The sequence below is a fragment of the Thermocatellispora tengchongensis genome, assembly GCF_014202315.1.
Classification (GTDB): Bacteria; Actinomycetota; Actinomycetes; order Streptosporangiales; family Streptosporangiaceae; genus Thermocatellispora; species Thermocatellispora tengchongensis.
The window spans coordinates 1-19,504 of record NZ_JACHGN010000006.1 but is presented as its reverse complement, the minus strand read 5'-3'; the positions used below and the strand labels follow the sequence as shown (position 1 = coordinate 19,504).

General features: G+C 73.6%; 18 protein-coding genes and 1 pseudogene. 9 read left to right on the top strand and 10 right to left on the bottom strand.

Going from position 1 to position 19,504, the window contains the following annotated elements:
- Nucleotides 1-26: 26 nt before the first annotated feature.
- On the bottom strand, nucleotides 27-1,808 hold the full coding sequence (locus HNP84_RS14955; protein WP_185050323.1) for an acetyl/propionyl/methylcrotonyl-CoA carboxylase subunit alpha: 1,782 nt from the start codon (nucleotides 1,806-1,808) through the stop codon (nucleotides 27-29).
- Nucleotides 1,809-1,825: 17 nt separating this feature from the next.
- Nucleotides 1,826-3,376 carry an acyl-CoA carboxylase subunit beta gene (locus HNP84_RS14950; protein ID WP_221336297.1) on the bottom strand — a complete coding sequence of 517 codons (1,551 nt, stop codon included), beginning with the start codon at nucleotides 3,374-3,376 and terminating at the stop codon, nucleotides 1,826-1,828.
- A gap of 92 nt (nucleotides 3,377-3,468) precedes the next feature.
- Between HNP84_RS14950 and HNP84_RS14945 the strand changes: the two genes are divergently transcribed.
- Nucleotides 3,469-4,149 (top strand): TetR family transcriptional regulator, encoded by a 681-nt coding sequence (locus tag HNP84_RS14945; RefSeq protein WP_312924854.1) that lies wholly within the window; start codon nucleotides 3,469-3,471, stop codon nucleotides 4,147-4,149.
- A 27-nt stretch (nucleotides 4,150-4,176) separates the two neighbouring features.
- Here HNP84_RS14945 and HNP84_RS14940 read toward each other — a convergent pair whose 3' ends face one another.
- The gene (locus HNP84_RS14940; protein ID WP_185050320.1) at nucleotides 4,177-5,433 is read right to left on the bottom strand and encodes a CoA transferase; all 1,257 of its coding nucleotides are present in this window, start codon (nucleotides 5,431-5,433) and stop codon (nucleotides 4,177-4,179) included.
- Nucleotides 5,434-5,559: 126 nt separating this feature from the next.
- Between HNP84_RS14940 and HNP84_RS14935 the strand changes: the two genes are divergently transcribed.
- Together HNP84_RS14935 and HNP84_RS14930 are read left to right on the top strand one after the other, a co-directional pair.
- Nucleotides 5,560-6,600, top strand: a complete 1,041-nt coding sequence (locus HNP84_RS14935; protein WP_185050319.1) for a MaoC family dehydratase — start codon at nucleotides 5,560-5,562, stop codon at nucleotides 6,598-6,600.
- Between the two features lie 13 nt (nucleotides 6,601-6,613).
- Nucleotides 6,614-7,366: a GntR family transcriptional regulator gene (locus tag HNP84_RS14930; RefSeq protein ID WP_185050318.1), complete on the top strand. Its 753-nt coding sequence runs from the start codon at nucleotides 6,614-6,616 to the stop codon at nucleotides 7,364-7,366.
- 378 nt (nucleotides 7,367-7,744) lie between these two features.
- On the opposite strand, the gene HNP84_RS14925 is transcribed toward HNP84_RS14930, so the two are convergent.
- Entirely contained in the window at nucleotides 7,745-8,389 is a 645-nt protein-coding gene (locus HNP84_RS14925) for a hypothetical protein (protein ID WP_185050317.1), read from the bottom strand.
- A 138-nt stretch (nucleotides 8,390-8,527) separates the two neighbouring features.
- On the opposite strand from HNP84_RS14925, the gene HNP84_RS14920 reads away from it, so the two are divergent.
- Nucleotides 8,528-9,019: a hypothetical protein gene (locus HNP84_RS14920; RefSeq protein WP_185050316.1), complete on the top strand. Its 492-nt coding sequence runs from the start codon at nucleotides 8,528-8,530 to the stop codon at nucleotides 9,017-9,019.
- Here the strand turns inward: HNP84_RS14920 and HNP84_RS56695 are convergent.
- Nucleotides 9,004-10,154, bottom strand: a pseudogene (locus tag HNP84_RS56695) (iron chelate uptake ABC transporter family permease subunit). The gene HNP84_RS14920 and the pseudogene HNP84_RS56695 sit on opposite strands and share 16 nt — an antisense overlap.
- A gap of 201 nt (nucleotides 10,155-10,355) precedes the next feature.
- Here HNP84_RS56695 and HNP84_RS14910 point away from each other — a divergent pair.
- Both HNP84_RS14910 and HNP84_RS14905 read left to right on the top strand, forming a co-directional pair.
- Nucleotides 10,356-10,871 carry a helix-turn-helix transcriptional regulator gene (locus tag HNP84_RS14910; RefSeq protein ID WP_221336296.1) on the top strand — a complete coding sequence of 172 codons (516 nt, stop codon included), beginning with the start codon at nucleotides 10,356-10,358 and terminating at the stop codon, nucleotides 10,869-10,871.
- Between the two features lie 26 nt (nucleotides 10,872-10,897).
- The gene (locus tag HNP84_RS14905; RefSeq protein WP_185050315.1) at nucleotides 10,898-11,713 is read left to right on the top strand and encodes a DUF1206 domain-containing protein; all 816 of its coding nucleotides are present in this window, start codon (nucleotides 10,898-10,900) and stop codon (nucleotides 11,711-11,713) included.
- On the opposite strand, the gene HNP84_RS14900 is transcribed toward HNP84_RS14905, so the two are convergent.
- Entirely contained in the window at nucleotides 11,710-13,080 is a 1,371-nt protein-coding gene (locus HNP84_RS14900) for a sensor histidine kinase (protein WP_221336295.1), read from the bottom strand. The genes HNP84_RS14905 and HNP84_RS14900 overlap by 4 nt on opposite strands.
- 182 nt (nucleotides 13,081-13,262) lie before the next feature.
- Here HNP84_RS14900 and HNP84_RS14895 point away from each other — a divergent pair, with 182 nt between their 5' ends.
- Nucleotides 13,263-14,138, top strand: coding sequence for a helix-turn-helix domain-containing protein (locus HNP84_RS14895; protein ID WP_185050314.1), 876 nt, complete (start codon nucleotides 13,263-13,265; stop codon nucleotides 14,136-14,138).
- A 55-nt stretch (nucleotides 14,139-14,193) separates the two neighbouring features.
- Here the strand turns inward: HNP84_RS14895 and HNP84_RS14890 are convergent, their stop codons facing one another.
- From HNP84_RS14890 to HNP84_RS14875, 4 genes are all read right to left on the bottom strand, one after another.
- Nucleotides 14,194-15,366 (bottom strand): MFS transporter, encoded by a 1,173-nt coding sequence (locus HNP84_RS14890; protein ID WP_185050313.1) that lies wholly within the window; start codon nucleotides 15,364-15,366, stop codon nucleotides 14,194-14,196.
- 181 nt (nucleotides 15,367-15,547) lie between these two features.
- Nucleotides 15,548-15,904 (bottom strand): hypothetical protein, encoded by a 357-nt coding sequence (locus HNP84_RS14885; RefSeq protein WP_185050312.1) that lies wholly within the window; start codon nucleotides 15,902-15,904, stop codon nucleotides 15,548-15,550.
- Nucleotides 15,905-15,988: 84 nt separating this feature from the next.
- On the bottom strand, nucleotides 15,989-16,600 hold the full coding sequence (locus HNP84_RS14880; protein ID WP_185050311.1) for a TetR/AcrR family transcriptional regulator: 612 nt from the start codon (nucleotides 16,598-16,600) through the stop codon (nucleotides 15,989-15,991).
- Between the two features lie 141 nt (nucleotides 16,601-16,741).
- A complete protein-coding gene (locus tag HNP84_RS14875) occupies nucleotides 16,742-17,089 on the bottom strand; it encodes a Rieske (2Fe-2S) protein (protein WP_185050310.1) in 348 nt (115 codons plus the stop codon).
- A 357-nt stretch (nucleotides 17,090-17,446) separates the two neighbouring features.
- On the opposite strand from HNP84_RS14875, the gene HNP84_RS14870 reads away from it, so the two are divergent.
- Nucleotides 17,447-18,835, top strand: a complete 1,389-nt coding sequence (locus HNP84_RS14870; RefSeq protein ID WP_246518195.1) for a glycoside hydrolase family protein — start codon at nucleotides 17,447-17,449, stop codon at nucleotides 18,833-18,835.
- A 229-nt stretch (nucleotides 18,836-19,064) separates the two neighbouring features.
- On the top strand, nucleotides 19,065-19,504 hold a 440-nt coding region (locus HNP84_RS14865), incomplete at its 3' end, for a sigma-70 family RNA polymerase sigma factor (protein ID WP_185050308.1).

Genomic DNA, 19,504 nt, shown 5'->3' with positions numbered 1-19,504 from the left:
CCGGGGGAACGGCACGGGAGCTCAGGTCAGGTGCGGTCCTTGATCTCGCAGATGGCGGCGCCGGCGGCCACGGTCGCGCCCACCTGGGCGGACATGCCGACCACGGTGCCCGCCTTGTGCGCGGTGAGCGGCTGTTCCATCTTCATGGCCTCCAGGACCACGATGGTGTCGCCGGCGGCCACCTCGTCACCGTCGGACACCAGCACCTTGACGATGGTGCCCTGCATCGGGCTGACCAGGGAGTCACCGCCGGCCGCCGCCTTGGCGGCGCCCCCGCCGCCGCGCCTGCGGGGGCTCGCGGACGGGGTGCGGCTCGCGCCGCCGCCGCGCGGGGCGCCGAAGCCGGCGGGGAGCACGACCTCCAGCCGCTTGCCGCCGACCTCCACCGTGATCCGCTCGCGCTCGCCGGCGGCTTCGGCGGCCTCGGCGGCGGGCTGGGCCTCGTAGGGGGCGATGGTGTTGTCGAACTCGGTCTCGATCCAGCGGGTGTGGACGGCGAAGGGCTCGGCCGTGAAGGCGGGCTCGGCCACCACGGCGCGGTGGAACGGGAGCACGGTCGGCATGCCGTCGATCTCGAACTCGGCCAGGGCCCGGCGGGCGCGGTCGAGCGCCTGGGCGCGGCTGGCCCCGGTGACGACGAGCTTGGCGATCAGCGAGTCGAACGCGCCCGGCACGGTCTCGCCCTGTTCGTAGCCGGCGTCCAGGCGGATGCCGGGGCCGGAGGGGGCCCGCCAGCGGGTGATGGTGCCGGGGGCGGGCAGGAAGCCGCGTCCGGCGTCCTCGGCGTTGATCCGGAACTCGATGGAGTGGCCGCGGGGCTCGGGGTCGTCGTAGCCCAGCTCCTCGCCGGCGGCGATGCGGAACATCTCGCGGACCAGGTCGATGCCGGTGACCTCCTCGGTGACCGGATGCTCGACCTGGAGGCGGGTGTTGACCTCCAGGAAGGAGATCGTGCCGTCCTGGCCGACCAGGAACTCGCAGGTTCCGGCGCCGACGTAGCCGGCCTCGCGCAGGATCGCCTTGGAGCTCTCGCGCAGCAGCGCCTCCTGCTCGGCGGTCAGGAACGGCGCCGGGGCCTCCTCCACCAGCTTCTGGTGCCGGCGCTGGAGCGAGCAGTCGCGGGTGGAGACCACGACCACGTTGCCGTGCGTGTCGGCCAGGCACTGGGTCTCCACGTGCCGGGGCCGGTCCAGGTAGCGCTCCACGAAGCACTCGCCGCGGCCGAAGGCGGTCACCGCCTCGCGTACGGCGCTGTCGTACAGGTCGGGGATCTCCTCCAGGGTCCTGGCCACCTTCAGGCCGCGCCCGCCGCCGCCGAAGGCCGCCTTGATCGCGATGGGCAGGCCGTGCCGCTCGGCGAAGGCGAGCACCTCGTCCACGCCGGCGACGGGATCGGCGGTGCCCGCGACCAGGGGCGCGCCGACGCGCTGCGCGATGTGCCGGGCCTGGACCTTGTCACCGAGCGCGGTGATCGCCGCGGGCGGCGGGCCGATCCAGGTCAGCCCGGCGTCGATGACGGCCTGTGCGAACGCGGCGTTCTCGGCCAGGAAGCCGTAGCCGGGGTGGACCGAATCCGCGCCCGACCGCGCCGCCACCTCGATGATCTTGCCGATGTCGAGGTAGGTCTCGCCGGGGGTGGCGCCGCCCAGCGCGTACGCCTCGTCCGCCATGCGGGCGAACAGGGCGTCGCGGTCCTGGTCGGCGTACACCGCCACGGCGGCGATGCCGGCGTCCCGGCAGGCGCGGATGACGCGGACGGCGATCTCGCCGCGGTTGGCGACCAGCACTTTCCGCGGGGACGTGCTCACAGGACTCCTCCAGGTGTTCACAGCGGGATGTTCCCGTGCTTCTTGGGCGGCAGGGCGTCGCGTTTGCCCCGCAGCAACCGCAGCGCGCGGACGACCTCGCGCCTGGTCTCGCTCGGGGCGATCACGGCGTCCACGTAGCCGCGCTCGGCCGCCAGGTATGGCGTGGCGAGGGTGTCCTCGTACTCACGCACCAGCTCGGCCCGCAGCTCGTCGGGGCGCTCGGCCGCGGCCAGCCGCCTGCGGTGCAGGATGTTGACCGCGCCCTGGGCGCCCATCACCGCGATCTGGGCGGTGGACCAGGCCAGGTTGACGTCCGCGCCCAGGTGCTTGGAGCCCATCACGTCGTAGGCCCCGCCGTACGCCTTGCGGGTGATCACCGTGACCAGCGGCACGGTGGCCTCGCCGTAGGCGTACAGCAGCTTGGCGCCGCGGCGGATGATGCCGTTCCACTCCTGCTCGGTGCCCGGGAGGAAACCGGGCACGTCCACGAGCGTGAGCACGGGGATGTTGAAGGCATCGCAGGTGCGGACGAACCGGGCGGCCTTCTCGGAGGCGTCGATGTCCAGCGTGCCGGCCAGCCGCATCGGCTGGTTGGCGACCACGCCGACCGGGCGGCCCTCGATCCGGCCGAAGCCGACCAGGATGTTGGGCGCGAACAGCGCCTGCACCTCCAGGAACTCGCCGTCGTCGAGCAGGGCGGCGATGACGGTGTGCATGTCGTAGGGCTGGTTCGGGGAGTCGGGCACCAGCGCGTCCAGCGCCAGGTCCTCCGCCGAGAGCTCCAGGTCGGCCTCGAACTCGGCGTGCGGCGGCTCGTCGAGGTTGTTCTGCGGCAGGTACGACAGCAGCGCCCGCGCGTAGTCGAGCGCGTCGTTCTCGTCGCCGGCGAGGTAGTGGGCGGTGCCGCTGCGGCCGTTGTGCACCCGCGCGCCGCCCAGCTCCTCGAAGGTGACGTCCTCGCCGGTGACGGTCTTGATCACGTCCGGGCCGGTCACGAACATGTGCGAGGACTCGTCCACCATGATGGTGAAGTCGGTCAGGGCCGGGGAGTAGACGTGGCCGCCCGCGCACGCGCCCATGATCAGCGAGATCTGCGGGATCACGCCCGAGGCCCGGATGTTGCGGCGGAAGATCTCGCCGTACAGGCCGAGGGAGACCACGCCCTCCTGGATGCGCGCGCCCGCCCCCTCGTTGATGCCGATGATCGGCACCCCGTTGCGCACCGCGAGGTCCATGACCTTGCAGATCTTCTCGCCGTACACCTCGCCGAGGCTGCCGCCGAACACGCTGAAGTCCTGGGAGAAGACGCAGACCGGACGGCCGCCGATCGTCCCGTGGCCGGTGACCACGCCGTCGCCGTAGACGCGCTCGCCCTCGGTGCGGCGCCGGGCCAGGGCGTCCAGTTCGGTGAACGAGCCGGGGTCGAGCAGGCGGCCGATCCGCTCGCGGGCGGTGAGCCTGCCCTTGGGGTGCTGCCTGGCCGCCGCGCGGGCCTCCCCCGCGTGGACCGCCTCGTCCACCCGTTCCTTCAGGCGGGCGAGGGTGCCCGCGGTGCCGTGCGATGCCATCGACCACCACATCCGCTGTAGGACTCAGTTTCATGATTACGGTACTGAGTGCCGTAGGCTGGAACAAGTCCTGGTCCGGGGAGAATGTCCACGTGTCCACACCGCCCATCAGCCGCCGCCTCGCCGAAGCCGCCGTCGCGCTCTTCGACGAGAACGGCTACGACGAGACCACGGTCGACGACATCGCGGCGCGGGCGGGGGTGAGCCGCAGCACGTTCTTCCGCTACTACCGCTCCAAGGAAGACGCGATCTTCCCCGACCACGACACCCTGCTCGCCAGGGTGGACGCCCGGCTGCGCGCCTCGACCGCCGGCACCGCGATCGTCGCGGTGACCGACGCGGTCCGCATCGTGCTGGCGCACTACGTCGAGGACGCCGAGGTGTCGCTGCGCCGCTACCGCCTGGTCGGCCGGGTGCCCGCGCTGCGCGCCCGCGAGATCGCCAGCGTGGCCCGCTACCAGCGGCTGTTCCGCGAGTTCATCGGCGAGTGGCTGGGCGACTCCCCCGACGCCGGCCTGCGGGCCGAGCTCATGGCCGCCTCGGTCGTGGCGGCCCACAACCAGGTCCTGCGCGGGTGGCTGCGCGCGGGCGGCACCTACGACCCCTTCGGCCCGCTCGACCACGCCCTCCAGTACGTGATCGCGACCTTCCGCCACCTGGAGCAGCCGCACCGCGAGGGCGAGGAGCAGGTGGTGGTCGCCGCCTTCACCCGCTCGGCCTCCCCGCGGGCGGTCATGGAGGCCATCCAGCTCCACCTGGAGTCCCGCCCCTGACCCGGCCTCCCGGACGAGGGCTCGGTTCTAGGCGTCGCCCACGGGTCCGGCGCCGGCGGGGCCCGCGACGACTCCGCGTGCGCGCAGGTCCTCGATCTCGGCGGCGGTCAGGCCGAGGCCGCGCAGGATCTCGGCGGTGTGCTCGCCCAGCTCCGGGGCCCGGACCACCTCGGGCCGCGCCGCGTCGCCGGGGTCGATCGGACAGCCCGGGGCCAGGTGCTCGCCGATGCCGGGCTGGTCCAGCAGGGCCATCATCGGGTTGGCGCGCAGCTCGCCGGCCCGCTCGCCCACCAGCTCGGCGAACGTGCGGTAGACCGACCACAGCGCCGAGGTCCGCCGCAGGCGGTCCTCCACCTGGGCCAGGTCGTGCCCGGCGAACCATCCGGCCAGCAGCCCGGCCAGGACCTCCCGGTGCCGGTAGCGGTCGCCCTCGGTGGAGAAGTCGGCGCCGAGGGCGCCTTCGAGCGCGGTCACGGCCGCCTTCAGGCCGGTCACCTCCACCAGGTCACGCCAGTGGCGGGCCGTCAGCGCCACCACCATCACCCGCCGCCCGTCGCGGGTGGCGAAGTCGCGGCCGAAGCCGCCGTACAGGTGGTTGCCGACGCGCGGCCGGGGGACCCCGCCGATCTGGGCCTCGGCCAGGAAGCCGAGGTTGCCCGCCATGGCCAGCGCCACGTCGTGCAGGGCGACGCGCAGTGCCTGGCCCTGCCCCGTTGCGCGCCTGCGGCGCTCGGCGGCCAGGATGGCGATGGCCGCGTACAGGCCGCAGGCGATGTCCCAGGCGGGCAGCACGTGGTTGACCGGGCCGGCGTGCCCCTCGGGCCCGGTGACCATGGGGAAGCCGACGGCGGCGTTGACGGTGTAGTCGACCGCGGGCGTGCCGTCGTGGTGGCCCTCGATCGCCACGTGGATCAGGTCGGGGCGATGCCGGGTCAGGGCGTGGTGGCCCAGCCAGGGCCGGCCGACCGCGTTGGTCAGCACGATGCCGCCGTCGGGCCCCGATTCGGCGACCAGGCGGGTGACCAGCTCCTGCCCCTCCGGCGAGCGCAGGTCCACGCACAGCGAGCGCTTGGCCTTGTTCAGCCCCGCCCAGTACATGCTCGCCCCCGATGGGGCCAGCGGCCATCGGGAGCGGTCGGCGGCCCCGCCGATCGGATCGACCCGCACCACCTCGGCGCCGAGCTGCGCCAGCGTCATGCCGCCGAGCGGGGCGGCGACGAACGCCGACACCTCCACGATCCGCATGCCGGCCAGCGGCCGGCCCGGGGGCGGTGCGAGCGTCATGATGCCCTCTCCTCGATTTGTACGGCCATATTCTCCACCACCTGCCCCGCTGTCAACGGTGTCCTTTGACAGCCGGGAGCGAACCGGGGAGACTTTGGCCGTATATTTCGAGGAGGTGCCCTCCGGATGCCCGAGAACCCGGCGCGGTCGCAGGTGGACGGCCCCTACTTCGAGGATCTGCGCACCGGGGCACGCTTCGACGCCGCCCCCGCCGTCACGCTCACCGAGGGCCTGGCGGCCGCCCACCAGGCCATCACCGGCTGCCGGCTGCCGCTGTGCCTGGACCACGAGCTGGCGCGGCGGGTGCTCGGCGGGCCGGGCCCGCTCGCCGCGCCCGCCCTGGTGTGGGACATCGCGATCGGCCAGTCCACCCTGGCCACCCACACGGTGGTGGCCAACCTCTTCTACCGGGGCGTGGTGTTCCGCCGCGCGCCCCGGCTCGGCGACACGCTGCGCACCGTCACCGAGGTGGCGGGGCTGCGGCAGAACACCCGCCGCCCCGGCCGGGCCCCCACCGGCCTGGCCGCGCTGCGCGTCAGCACCGTGGACCAGCACGGCCGCCCGGTGCTGGACTTCTGGCGCTGCGCCATGCTGCCGCTGCGAGACGGCGACCTGGACACCGGGCACTCCGACGACATGTCGGCCATCGGATCGCCGGCCACAGAATCGCCGGCCGTAGGCGCCGGTCCCGGGCACGACGACCTGGCCGCGGTGACGGCCGGGTGGGACCTGGCGGCGTACCGGTCGGCCCTCCCCGGCCCCCACTTCGCCGCCCTGTCCCCCGGGACCGTCCTGGACGTCGCGGGCGGCGACGTCGTCTCCTCCGCGCCCGAGCTGGCCCGGCTGACGCTGAACATCGCCAAGGTGCACCACGACGCCGCGGCGGGCGGGGAACGCCTGGTCTACGGCGGGCACACCATCGGCATCGCGCTGCACCAGGCCGTACGCGCGCTGCCGGGCATCGTCACCGTCGCGGGCTGGCACGGCTGCGACCACCTCGGCCCGGTCCGCGAGAACGACACCCTGCGCAGCAGCGTCGAGATCGAACGGCTCGACCCGCTGCCCCAGGGCGGGCTGGCCCACCTGCGGTCCCGGGTCCGGGCGATCCGGCCCGGCGCCGAGCCCGCCGACGTGCTGGACTGGCGCTTCGTCGCCGTGCTGGCCTGAGCGGGAGGTGACCATGGCCCCCGGCACCGGCCGCCGCGAGAGCGGGTACGCCGCGCTCGCCCGCACCATCCGCAACGAGATCCTGCAAGGCCGCTACGCCGACGGCCGCCGCCTGCCGACCGAGGCCGAGCTGGCCCGCCGCCACGGCGTCAGCCGGCAGACGGTCCGCCGCGCCTTCCAGGACCTCGTCGCCGAGGGCCTGGTGCACCGGGTCCCCGGGCGGGGCACGTTCGCCCGGCCCAAGGACGGCGCCTACATCCGCCAGTTCGGCTCCATCGACGACCTGATGGGCCTGTCGATGGACACCCGGATGGACATCACCGTGCCACTGCACCGCCGCGTGGACGTCACCGCCGCCGGCAGACTCCGCCTGTCCAGCGACGTGGTCTACCACCTGGCGTTCCGCCGCCTCCACGACGCCACGCCCTTCTGCCTGACCACGGTCTTCCTGCCGCCCCACGCCGGCGCCGCCCTCGCCTCGGTGCCGGAACTCGCCACCGAGGGCGCCACCAGCGAGGTGACCATCATCGGCCTGCTGGACATCCGGCTCGACGCCCCGATCGCCGAGGCCGACCAGAGCATCACGGTCGCGCTCGCCGACCCGCCCACCGCTCAGGGCCTCGGCTGCGCCGCCGGTCACCCGCTGCTGCGCATCGACCGCCTCTACCTCGACACCGCGGGCCGTCCGGTCGAACTGGCGATCAGCCACTTCCTGCCCGAGCACTACTCCTACCGCACCAACCTGCGACGCAGCATCACCTACTAGCGTCACCGCACGACACGCGATCGGGAGGGCTCCCCGTCGCCGCTAACCGAGGGGCGGCACAGAAGCCGCCGCCAGCCGAGAACGGCCGGACGGCCGATCCGCCGCCGCTCGTGGATCCGGACGCGACGGAGACACCGGAGACGCCGGAGACGCCGGACGCGACGGAGACGCCGAAGACTTCGGGCACGGCCGTGGCCGCGACCCGCAACGCCGACCGGCTGCCGGTGGAGGCCGCGACGGGCGCTCGACGAGACGCCGGCAGCGGGCCGCGGCGCCCCACCTGGCACTGGTGCCCCTGGACGCCGCAGTGGACGCGCCCCCGGCCGCCGCCCTCGATCCCGCCGGCCTGGTGGACGGCGCTCGACTGCTCGGCGGGGTCTAGGAGGGCCCGTACCAGCGGCACTTGACGCACAGCGGGCCGTTGGCGTTGTTGCCTCCGCCGTAGGTGTTGTTGCTGTCGATCGACCCGTTGGCGTTGCCGAAGTTGCCGCTGCTGATCTGGCGGCCCTTGGCGCGGTAGTTGCCGCTGTTCCAGGAGTTGCCCTTGCCCCGGCACCTGCGGTGGCCGGGGTGGCAGGGACGCGCGGCGATGGGGAGGGCCATGCGCGGCGTGGGCACGGAGATCGACTGCGGGCCGTTGGAGGCGTTGCCGCTGTCGACGGAGTTGGCGGTGGCGGTGGACCCGTTGGCGTTGGAGAAGTTCCCGCTGTTCACCGGGTCGCCGACGTTGTGATAGTTGCCGCTGTCAACGGAGTTGCCGCTGTTCTCGGCCCCGTTGACGCACTTGACGGGGGAGTTGGGCGAGGGCGACCGGTAGCTGATCAGGCGGTTGCCGCACAGGACGTGCGGGAGCGTGTGGACCAGCGTGCCCAGGTCGGCGCCGACCAGACGGTGAAGGTAGGAGGGCGGGCCGGGCCGGTTGGGCGGCTCGGCCCTCGCCGCGCCGGCCGGACTGAGCGGCAGGCCGAGCGACAGGCCGAGGCCGGTCGCCGCGATCATCGCGATCCGCGCGAACGCCGTCATTCCACCCCCTGGTCGTGACACAACGTGGCGTACATGTTACCGATCGCGAGTAAGCGCGATGAAAGCGGCGGGTCAAGTGCCGTGAAAGCGGAACCGCACACACTCGCAGTGCTCACGACGACGAAAAGGACCCCCCTCATGAAGACCTCTCGAATCCTCACCGGGCTCGCCCTGGCCGCCGCCTTCGTCACGCTCGCCCCCGCCGCCGCCATGGCCGCCACCGCCTCCGGGCCGGGCGGCTTCGCGGACCTCTCCTGGGGGCCGTACTACTCGGCCGGGAAGTACGCCAAGGCGGGCGGCACGCTCAGCGTGCACGGCGAGGACGACGCCGACATCCCCAGCGCCGACAAGGTCAAGGTGTCCGGCAAGCTGTACGACCTCACCAGCCGGCGCGTCAACACCTGCGGGTGGGCGGTGTTCCGGGTCTCCTACCTCAAGGACCCGGCCACGGTGAAGCTGCGCCAGCACGCCTTCCGCAACTGCGACCCCAAGAACTGGGCCGGCTTCTCCTTCACCGGCAAGGACGTCTACCAGGTCGAGTTCAAGATCTGCGCCGAGCCCAAGGCGTCCAAGCCCTCGTTCGCCTGCCTCTACCAGGGCACCTGGAAGACCCTCTACCTGGCCAAGTGAGGCACCACCATCGGCGTGCCGGTGACGGGGTCGGGCACGACCACGCACGGCAGGCCGAAGACCTCCTCGACCAGCGCCGCGTCCACGACGGCGGCCGGGGCCCCTGGGCCGCGATCCGGCCGTCGCGCATGGCCACGATGTGGTCGGCGTAGCGGCACGCCTGGTTGATGTCGTGCAGGACCGCCACGATCGTACGGCCCTGCTCGCGCAGGCGGGCGAGCAGGGCCGGCAACTGGTACTGGTGGGCGATGTCCAGGAACGTCGTCGGCTCGTCCAGCAGCAGGTGGCGGGTCTCCTGGGCGAGCACCATCGCCATCCAGACCCGCTGCCGCTGCCCGCCCGACAGCTCGGCCACCGGCCGGTCGGCCAGGTCCGCGACCCCGGCCGCCGCCATGGCCTCCTCCACGGCCCGCTCGTCCTGGGGCGACCACGTGGACAGCGGCGACTGGTGCGGATAGCGGCCCCGGGCCACCAGCCGCCTGGTCACGATGTTCTCCGGCGCCACCAGGCCCTGCGGGAGGAAGCCGACCTCCCGGGCCACCGCCTTGGGCCGGTAGCCGCCGACGCCGGTGGTGACCGCGACGTCGTCGCCCAGCGCCGCCTGCTGCATCGCGTGGGCCAGCGCGAGCAGGGCGATCATCAGCAGGCCGATGACCGCGAACGGCAGCCGGACGTCCTGCCAGCCGACGCCGTTCAGCGAGCCCGCGCTCCAGCCCGTGGCCGCGATGGCGACGTCCAGCTCGGCGCGCAGCACGATCCAGGAGTTCACCGCGGTGAGGATCGCGTTCACCGCGATCCCGATCACCACCAGCCGCAGCCCGGCGAGCCCGGCGCCGCGCGACAGGGTGTAGATCGCGGCGGCGGCCAGCAGCCCGCCCGCCACCGAGCACGCCGCGAGCTGCGCCGCGGTCCCGCCCAGCAGGGTGATCGCGACCAGGGTGCCCGTGTACGCCCCCGCGTCCAGGCCGATCACGTCCGGGCTGCCCAGCGGGTTGCGGGTGAGGTTCTGGAAGACGGCCCCGGCCAGCCCCAGCGACGCGCCGAACACCAGCGCCGCCGCCACCCGGGGCAGCCGCCACTCGGTGATCACCACCACGGCGTCGCCCTGCCCCGCCAGCGCCCGGACGACCTCCACCGGTGTCGCCCACACGGCCCCCTGGCACAGCCCGGTCACGCCCAGGGCCGGCGCCGCCGCGACGAGCGCGGCCGAGGCGGTGAGCGTGCGCCGCTCGACGCGGGCCGAGTACGCGGCGGCGCGCAGGGTGAGCGCCTTCACAGCGCCCCGCCAGACGGTGTACCGCGTCTGCCTGCGCGAGGTCCCCCGTCGCCGGCCGGGGTGCGCGCCGCCGCGGTGCCGATCGACGGCGAGGCGGCCCGCCTCGTACGCGCCATCGCCCGCCCCGGCCAGGACGAGGAGCGGGCCCTGGCCGCCCGCGCCCGCATCATGGCCGGCCTCGGCGCCCCCGAGAGCGACGGCCCGGCGCCCCGCGCGGCCGGCACCGGCTTCGCCCTGACGATCGCCAGGAGCCTGTGCCGCGACCCGGCCGACCCCGGCCGCCTGGAGGAGTGGGCCGAGCGCCTGCACGTCAGCGTCAAGACGCTGCAGCGCGACTTCGTCCGCGAGTTCGGCATGCCGTACTCGCGCTGGCGCTCCCGGTTGCGGCTGAACGCGTCCCGGGTGCTGCTGGAGACCCGCCCCGTGGCCGAGGTCGCGCGGCGCGTCGGCTACGCCGCCCCCTCCGCGTTCATCACCGCCTTCACCCGCGAGTACGGCTGCACGCCGGGCCGCTACGCGGCGGCCGCGGGCGTGAGGGCGTCCGATCCGGGTAAAGGAGCCGCCTCCGGCGAGTAACGGCGAACGACGGCAGGGAGGGGTCCATGGGGACGGTGGAGTCGGCGGGACGGCAGGCACGCGCCGCCGCGCGCAGGGCGGCGGACAGCACGGCCATGGATCGCCTGGCCCGGGTCGGGCTGGCGTGCCGCGGCGTGTTGTACACCCTCATCGGCGTGCTGGCCCTGCAGATCGCCTTCGGCGACGGCGGCAAGGAAGCCGACAAGGGCGGCGCCATCGCGACCGTCGCGGCGCTGCCGTTCGGCGCGGTGGTGCTGTGGGTGATGGTGGCCGGGTTCGCCGCGCTGACGGTGTGGCAGGCGTCCGAGGCACTGTCCCAGGGCCCCGCGCACGAGCGGATCGAGTCGGTGCTGCGCGTCGCGGTGTACGTCATGATCGTCGGGTCGTTGCTCGGCATGCTGCTGACCCACCACACCTCCTCGGAGGACCAGAAGTCCCGGGACGCCACCCGCGCGCTGCTCGGACTGCCGTTCGGGCAGGTGCTCGTCGCCGCGATCGGTCTGGGCCTCGCGGCGCTGGGGGCGTACTGGGTGTACCAGGGCGTGACCAGGAGGTTCCACCGGGAGCTGGACACCTCGGGCATGCCCCCGCGGGCCAGGACCGTGATGGACCGCCTCGGCCTGGCCGGGTACGCCGCGCGCGGGGCCGTGGCCGTCGGGGCAGGCGTCTTCGTGGTGCAGGCGGCGCTCGCCTACGATCCCGGCCGGGCGGGCGGCATCGACGCGACGCTGCGCGCCTTCGCCCGCACCCCGGCCGGGCCGTGGCTGCTCACGCTGGTCGCCGCCGGGCTGGTCCTGTACGCCGGCTACTGCTTCGGCGAGTCGCGCTGGCGGCGCGTCTAGCCGCACGCCGGGCGCAGGGCGCGCCGCTCGTCCGCGGCGGGCGCGGCGTCCGGGGCGGGGTCCAGGCGCGGGAGCCGCAGGACGAACCTGGCGCCGCGCGGCGAGTCCTCGACGGTCAGGGTCCCCTGGTGGCCGTGCGCGATGTCGCGGGAGATGGCCAGGCCGAGCCCGCTGCCGCCGGGATCGAGGCGGCGGCCGTCCTCCAGGCGGGTGAAGCGCTCGAAGACCCGCTCGCGGTCGCGCGGGGCGATGCCGGGCCCGTCGTCGGTCACCGCCAGCACGGCCCGGCCGTCCTCGGAGGTGACGCGGATCTCCACCGCCGACTCGGCGTGGCGGCGGGCGTTGCCCACCAGGTTGGCCAGGATCCGGATGAGCTGGATGCGCGAGCCGGAGACCCAGACGCCGGGCTCGGCCCGCACGGTGACCGGGACGGCGCCGGGCCCGCCCGCCTCGTGCCGCGCCAGCTCGCCCAGATCGATCAGCTCGTGCGGCGCGGGGTCGTCGGCCCGCAGCCGGGCCAGCACCAGCAGGTCCTCGACGATGGCCTCCAGGCGCTCGGTCGCCACCAGTGCCCCGCGCAGCGCCTGCCGCGGGTCCGCGCCGGGGTCGTCCAGGGCGTCCTCGAGCTGGACGCGCAGGGCGGCGATCGGGGTCCGCAGCTCGTGCGAGGTGGTGGAGGCGAAGCGGCGCTGCTGGGCGACCGCCTCGTCCAGCCGCTCCAGGGTCTGGTTGGCGGTGCGGACGAGCTGGGCGATCTCGTCGCCGCCCGGCGGCACCGGCACGCGCAGGCTCAGGTCGGTCACGGTGATCTCCTCCATGCGGGCGCGGATCGCCTCGACCGGCCGCAGCGTCTGGCCCACCGCGGTCCAGGCCGTCCAGCCGACCACGGCGACCAGGCCGATGGCCACCTCGCCGAGCAGGTACTCCAGGCGGTGCCCGCGGAGCAGGAAGGGCACCTCGCGCCCCGCGTAGATGACGGGGGCGTCGGGGGCGGGGGTGATGCGGATCGCCGCGACCAGGTACCGGCCGTCGGTCAGCCTCTTGATCCGGTCGTCGGCGGCCGGGCGCACGGCGCTCAGCGGGGGCCGCCCCCACGCCGCGCGGCTGGCGGCCAGGACCACGCCGCGGGCGTCCACCTCCTGGACCAGGTCGATCTCACCCGACGCGGGGAGCACCCGGGGCAGCGCGAACCCGCGCGCCGCCGCGCTCCACTGGCCCGCCACCTGCTGCGCCCGGTCCAGCCCGCGGTCCTGGACGCCGTAGTGGATCGCCGCGGAGGCCGTCGCGCACAGGACGAGCAGCACCATCAGGGCCAGCAGCGACGCGGCCATGGCGGACCGCCCTCGGATCGATCGGGGGTAGGGCATGATCGTCACGATTCCCCTTCCGGCAGGGTCATGTCGTGCCGCGCCTCCCGGAGGGAGATCACGAGAGGCGATATGTGGACTTTTGTCACCCTATGTCCGGATTTTGCGGTGAAGGTAGTCCTGTCACTCCCAGGACGCACACTCCCCTTCAAACCCCCCGAAACCGGATATATCGTGACAAAATGGGCGAAGATGGTAAGCAACTGGGGGCGTTCCTCCGCGCGCGGCGCGAGGCCATGACCCCGGAGCAGGCCGGCCTCCTGGACGCGGGGCACCGCCGGACTCCCGGCCTGCGGCGCGAAGAGGTCGCCATGCTGGCGGGCGTCAGCACCGACTACTACATCCGCCTGGAGCAGGGCAGGGAACGCAACCCGTCCGAACGCGTGCTGAACGCCCTCGCCCGCGTCCTGGACCTCGGCCCCGAGGCGACCAGGCACCTGTACGAGCTGGCCCACCCCATGCTCCGCCCCCACCGGCGCGCGCCCCGGCCCCGGGTCACCCGGCAACTGCGCCGGCTCATCGACGCCTGGCCCGACACCCCCGCCCTGCTGTGCGACCGGCTGACCACCATCCTGGCCGCCAACCCCCTGGCCACCGCCCTGTACGACGGCTTCCGGCACCGCGACAACCTGCTGCGCATGATCTTCCTGGAGCCGGTCGCGCGCGAGTTCTACCCCGAATGGGAGAAGTCCGCCCGCGCCAAGGTGGCCCACCTGCGCGCCGTGGCCGGAGCCGACCTCGACGACCCGGCGGTGACCGCGCTGGTGGGGGAGCTGTCGGTCAAGAGCGCCGACTTCCGCCGCCTGTGGGCCCGCCACGACGTCTCCAGCAACGCCGGCGACACCAAGCGCATGCGCCACCCGGAGGTCGGCGACCTCACCCTGACCTGCGAGATGTTCACCGTCGCCAGCTCCCCCGGCCTCCAGCTCATCACCCTGCTGGCCGAACCGGGCAGCCTCTCCGAGCAGGCCCTGCGCCTCCTCGGCACCCTGGCCGCCACCCGCACCCCGGCCTCGCAGGCCGGCCGGACCGGCCGGGCCGGCCACCCGGCCGCCTGACCGCAGCCCGGAAAAGGCGCCCGCCCCGGCGCCCCGGGCCCCGGGGCGGCCGGGGTCAGGTCGCGGGCTGGAGGCGCAGCCCGCGGCGGGCCGCGAGCAGGACGAGCGCGCAGCCGGTGGCGCCCGCGGCGCCGGCCGCCGCCGCGGCGGTCTGGCCGCTGTGCTGCAGCAGGACGCCGCCGATGGCGGTGCCCAGGGCCATGCCGACGGCGAACAGGGTGACCAGCCAGGCGAACGCCTCGGTGGTGGTGCCGGGCGGGGCGAGGCCGTCCACCAGCAGGAAGGCGACCGCGAGGAGCGGGGCCAGGAACAGGCCGGTGACGGCCATCAGCGCGGCCATCGCAACGGGCGGGACGGGCAGGCACAGCAGCCAGTACGCCGTGGCCAGCCCGGCCGCGAGCAGCACCGCCCGCCGCCGGGGCGGGGCCTGCCAGCGTACGCCGCCGTAGACCAGCGCTCCCACCAGCGCACCGCCCGCGTTCAGGGCCAGCAGCGCGCCCGCGCCGCCGGGCACCGGGTTCCGCTCCGCGTACGACACCACCATGATGGTGAGCCCGCCCACGGCGGCGCCCGCGCCGACGAGACTGATCAGCAGCATGACGAGCGGGCCGCTGCGCAGGGGGCCGAGCCACCCGGCGGATCCGACCGGCGGCGTCCAGGCGCGCGAGGGCGGCGCGGCGGCCACGACCAGGGTGCCGGCCAGGCCGAGGAATGCGGCCAGCCACAACGCCGCCGACGGTGACTGCGCGCCGGCGCAGGCCGCCACCAGCAGCGGGCCGGTCACGAAGATCAGCTCCTGGGCGCCGGAGTCCAGGGCGAAGGCCGACTCCAGCCGTTCCGGCGGCACGATCCGCGGCCACAGCGCGCGCAGGCACGGCTCCAGCGGCGGCGTGGCGGCCCCGGCCGCGACCGCCCCGGCGATCACCACGGCGGGCCGGCCGGGCGCGGCGGCGATGGCGGCGAACCCCGCCCCCGCCAGCACGGCGGACGGCAGCAGCACCCGCGTCTGGCCGAGCCGGTCCACCAGCCGGCCGAGCACGGGGCCTCCGGCCGCGGAGGCGACGGCGTACGTGCCGGCGGCGAACCCGACGAACCCGTACGCCGCCCCGGCCTCGCGCAGCACCAGCGAGATCGCCAGCGCGGCCATCCCGGTGGGCAGGCGGCCGACGAGCGTGCCGAGCAGCAGACGCAGGACGTAGGGGAACCGCAGGAGGGTCCAGGTGCCCATGCCACCTCGAATCGCCGGGGGTACGCCGATCATAACCGCGCGCCCCCTAGGCGATCTTGCCTCTCGGGCGTGCGCTCATCCCGGCCCCCCGCGCCGCCGTGCGTGGCGGTGGCGCGCGTGACGGCCTTCCGGCCCAGTGCGGGACCGCGGGAATGGGGTGCGTGGCGCCGGAGGGCTGGAACTAGAAGCCGATGACGGTGGCCTGTTCCAGGGTGAAGCGGAGGAACTCGTCCCGGGCCACCCGCAGGTTGAGCCCGCGCCGGGCCAGTTCGGCCTCGGTTCCGTCGGCGCGGGCCGCGTTGACGCACGCTCCGACGACGACGCCGGCGGCGATCAGTTCGTCGATCTGGCGGTTGTAGGCGGCGCTCGCCGGTGAGGAGCCGCCGTCGGTGAGGCGGCGCTGGGCCGGGCCGAAGCAGAAGACCTCCACCTCCGCGCCGCGCTCGGCCGCGACCTCGTGCACGCGCTGGGCTACCCGGGTCCCGGTGACGATCGAGTCGTCGTCGCCGTGGAACACGTGGACGACCGTCTTCGGCATGTGCCGCCCCCTCCGATCTCCTGTCTCGGCCGGCGGGTGACGACCCTAGCAGTGGTCTCGGATATCAGGACATTTCCGTCCGCATCATGAGACACGCGGAGGGTGGTCGTAGATCAGCCGGATAGCCTCATCGACCCGGGCGTACACGTCGCCGATGGCCAGGCGGCCCATGATCCAGCTTCGCAGGCCCTGGTCGAGCACCGCCTGGAGCACGTGGAAGACGGCCTTGCGGTCCTCGTCGAAGGGGCCCTCGAACGCCGGGGACACGATCTCGGCGAAGATCTTGTCCAGGGACTGGAAGATCTCGGCGGCGTAGGGGTCGCCGGTCGTCTGCAGCACGACCAGCACCCGGTAGAACTGCGGCTGGAGCTGGAAGGCGCGCAGTGTGCGGTGCAGCACGTCGCGCACCCGCTCGCGCTCGGAGTCGCCGGCGGGGGCCGGCTTGGCGAGCTTGCGCTTCAGGCCCTCCTGCCATTCCAGGAACACCGCGGCGAACAGGTGCTCCTTGGAGGTGAAGTACCGGTAGAGCGTGCCGAGGGCCACACCGGCGTCGCGGGCGACGTCGGAGACCTTGACGCGCTCGTAGTCGCTGTTCGCCAGGCTGCGCAGCGCCGCGCGCACGATGCGGCTCCGCCGCTCCCTCTGGTCGCGGCGGAGAAGCGCCGGATCGACCGGCCCCGAGACGCCGGTGGTCAACGGGCGCCCTCCCCCGCCTGCTCACTGGTGGTGAATTCAGAATACAGCTCCAGCAGGCGGTTCCGATCTTCACCGTCACGGGCAGGTATGCGGGTTCCGGGACTGTGAACGGGAGTTCTGTTCCCCGCTCGGAAGCGACGATCAGTCCTTCTCGGACGCCGACACGTAGATGACGCCGTCGAGGACGCGGACCTCGCACGCCCGCAGGGGGCGCCTCCCGCGGGGCCGTACGCACATCCCGTCGGAGACGCGGAACCGGTAGGCGTGCACCGGGCAGGTCAGGTGCCATCGGCCCACGCGCGCGGCGTCGAGCCTCGCGCCGAGGTGCGGGCAGGCGATGTCGTAGGCGAGCACCCGCCCCCTCCTGGTCCGGATGAGCAGGACGCCGCCCTCGTCCAGGTCTACCGCGAGGGCGCCGCCGGCCGGCACGTCGGCCACGGGCACCGTGCGCACCCAGCCGCCGCCGGGCGCCTGGGCGGCAAGACTCATGGCCGACTCCCTGCCGTTCCCCTGCCGTTCCCCTGCCGTTCCCCTGCCGTTCCCCTGCCGTGCACGAGCGCGGGCCCGGACGATCTGCGCGACAGCTCCGCACGGACATGCTGAAATCGAAGTTCACTGCTGTCAATACTCAGCCGCCCTGAGCAGCGAATTCAGCATGACCCGCAGCGCTAGAAGCGAGTTCTCGTTACCGGGGCGGCCCCGCGCCCGCGCCGAGCCCGGCCGCCCCGGCGCGGCCTCCTCCAGGCATAACGATTGGCTGTGAACGCCCCTGCCGAGGTCACGGCCCTATCGTCCCCGTGGAACGCTACAAGCCAGGCATACGGCATAGATCGGATGGAACATCAGGTGTTAACAGCAGGGCAGCGGCGTGCCGGATGGGGGCTCGCCCGAGCCGTGGCGGCCGTCGCGACGGCGCTGGCCGCGGCGGGTTGTTCCTCGGGCGGCGCCGCGGGCCCGGCGGATTCCGTCGCGCAGCCTCCCGCGTCCACCGCGACGCCCGCCTCCTCCCCGGCGGCCGACACCGCGGACGCCGGGACGCCACCGCGGGTGGACCCCGCGTGGCCGCGCTGGGGTTTCACCCACACCGGGGTCAGCGCCAACAACGTCTCGCCGGAGCTGGAGCAGAAGGTGGCCGGCACGCTCGCCACCACCCCGATGGTGCAGAACCAGCACATCATGGGCTTCGGCGCGCTCAACCCCGAGCCCTACCCGGGCCAGTACTACTGGGAAGACCTCGACAGCCGGCTGAACCTGATGAAGCAGTCGGGCGCCACCCCGGTCATCACGCTGTGCTGCGCGCCCGACTGGATGAAGGGCGGCCCCGAGGGCCCCACCGAGGAGTCGGCCTGGGCCGAGCACCTGGAGGACGCCCCCTACCCCGAGTACTTCGACGACTTCGCCAAGCTGTCGGCGGCCGTGGCGAGCCGGTACACCGATGTCCGGTACTTCATGGTCTGGAATGAGTTCAAGGGCTTCTGGAAGGACCACTCCAAGCCCGCGGACTACAAGGGCTACACCGACATGTACAACAAGGTCTACGACGCGGTCAAGGCCGCCCGTCCCGACGCCAAGATCGGCGGACCGTACCTCGGTTTCGACAGCGACAACACCGGCTCCTCCGAGCTGCGCGGCCCGTGGGGCGTGGTCAACCAGAACGCGCTGGACGCCTTCGAGTACTGGTACAAGAACAAGAAGGGCGCCGACTTCATCGTGGTGGACGGCGCCTCGCCCACCGAGACCCACGACCTGCTGCCCGACGAGTTCGGCGCGCTGGGCAAGTTCAGCGCGGTCACCTCCTGGCTCCGCGAGCGGACGGGCGACATGCCGGTCTGGTGGTCGGAGTGGTACTTCGTGCCGGAGGACGGCTCCACCACCTGGCCCGAGCCGAAGCGCCTGGCGGTGCAGGCCGTGTCGATGATGGAGTTCGCCCGCAGCGGCGCCGCCACCGCCCTGTACTGGAACCCGCAGGCCAAGGAGGGCGCCTGCCCCGGCTGCCTGTGGGCCCCCACCACCGGCGCGCTGCTGCCCACCGGAGACCTGGTGACCAACTTCACCCGCTGGTTCCCCGCCGGGGCCGAGCTGGACGAAATCACCTCCTCCGACCAGCGGGTGCGCGTGCTGGCGCAGCCGCGCCGGCTCGTGATGGTCAACACCGCCGCCACGGCGGTCACCGCCACCGTGGACGGCGAGAAGGTGACGCTCCAGCCGTACGAGATCAGGTGGGCCGACCGCTAGTCCTCGCCGGGCCGGCCGTCACGACAGTCCGCCGTCGTGACCCGTCGGCCGCACTGAATGTCAGGCCGGCCCGAAATCGAGGAATAGCTTCGTTCTGAGAGGGCATAACCCGGGCCAAGGTCAAGCAACGGCCTGCGTCTGGTTGAGTACGCCGAACGCGCCATCCCCCGCGCTGTTCCGTCTGTTCCCGCGCGGCGCGTTCGCCTTGAACCTCTCAGGGAGCCATTCGATGACCGTCCTTGACGACCTCCGCACCCTTGAGCAGATGACGGCCGAGGAGCTGCTGATCGCGGCTGCCGCCCCCGGTTGCAACCGCCTGTACGCCGAACGCTGCTGGGAGCGGGTGGTGGAGATGCACCAGCCCCTGGTACGCGAGATCGCCCGCCGCTACCGCTACCGGGGCGAGCCGTACGAGGACCTGCTGCAGGCGGCGTACGTGGGGCTGATGAAGGCCATCAACGGCTTCGACCCCGACCTCGGCCACGACTTCCGCGGCTACGCCATGATCACGATCAGCGGCGAGATCAAGCGGCACTTCCGCGACCGCACCTGGGCGATCCGGGTCCCCCGGGTGCACCAGGAGCGCCGCTCCCAGCTCAACCAGCTCACCGGCGAGCTGCACCAGAAGCTCCACCGCGCCCCCACGGTCGCCGAGCTGGCCGAGAGGAT

Coding starts and splice junctions, on each gene's coding strand:
- HNP84_RS14950 (WP_221336297.1), bottom strand. CDS start 3,376: ATGGCATCGCACGGCACCGCGGGCACCCTCGCCCGCCTGAAGGAACGG.
- HNP84_RS14940 (WP_185050320.1), bottom strand. CDS start 5,433: ATGACGCTCGCACCGCCCCCGGGCCGGCCGCTGGCCGGCATGCGGATC.
- HNP84_RS14935 (WP_185050319.1), top strand. CDS start 5,560: ATGCCCGAGAACCCGGCGCGGTCGCAGGTGGACGGCCCCTACTTCGAG.
- HNP84_RS14930 (WP_185050318.1), top strand. CDS start 6,614: ATGGCCCCCGGCACCGGCCGCCGCGAGAGCGGGTACGCCGCGCTCGCC.
- HNP84_RS14925 (WP_185050317.1), bottom strand. CDS start 8,389: ATGACGGCGTTCGCGCGGATCGCGATGATCGCGGCGACCGGCCTCGGC.
- HNP84_RS14920 (WP_185050316.1), top strand. CDS start 8,528: ATGAAGACCTCTCGAATCCTCACCGGGCTCGCCCTGGCCGCCGCCTTC.
- HNP84_RS14905 (WP_185050315.1), top strand. CDS start 10,898: ATGGGGACGGTGGAGTCGGCGGGACGGCAGGCACGCGCCGCCGCGCGC.
- HNP84_RS14900 (WP_221336295.1), bottom strand. CDS start 13,080: ATGCCCTACCCCCGATCGATCCGAGGGCGGTCCGCCATGGCCGCGTCG.
- HNP84_RS14895 (WP_185050314.1), top strand. CDS start 13,263: ATGGGCGAAGATGGTAAGCAACTGGGGGCGTTCCTCCGCGCGCGGCGC.
- HNP84_RS14890 (WP_185050313.1), bottom strand. CDS start 15,366: ATGGGCACCTGGACCCTCCTGCGGTTCCCCTACGTCCTGCGTCTGCTG.
- HNP84_RS14885 (WP_185050312.1), bottom strand. CDS start 15,904: ATGCCGAAGACGGTCGTCCACGTGTTCCACGGCGACGACGACTCGATC.
- HNP84_RS14875 (WP_185050310.1), bottom strand. CDS start 17,089: ATGAGTCTTGCCGCCCAGGCGCCCGGCGGCGGCTGGGTGCGCACGGTG.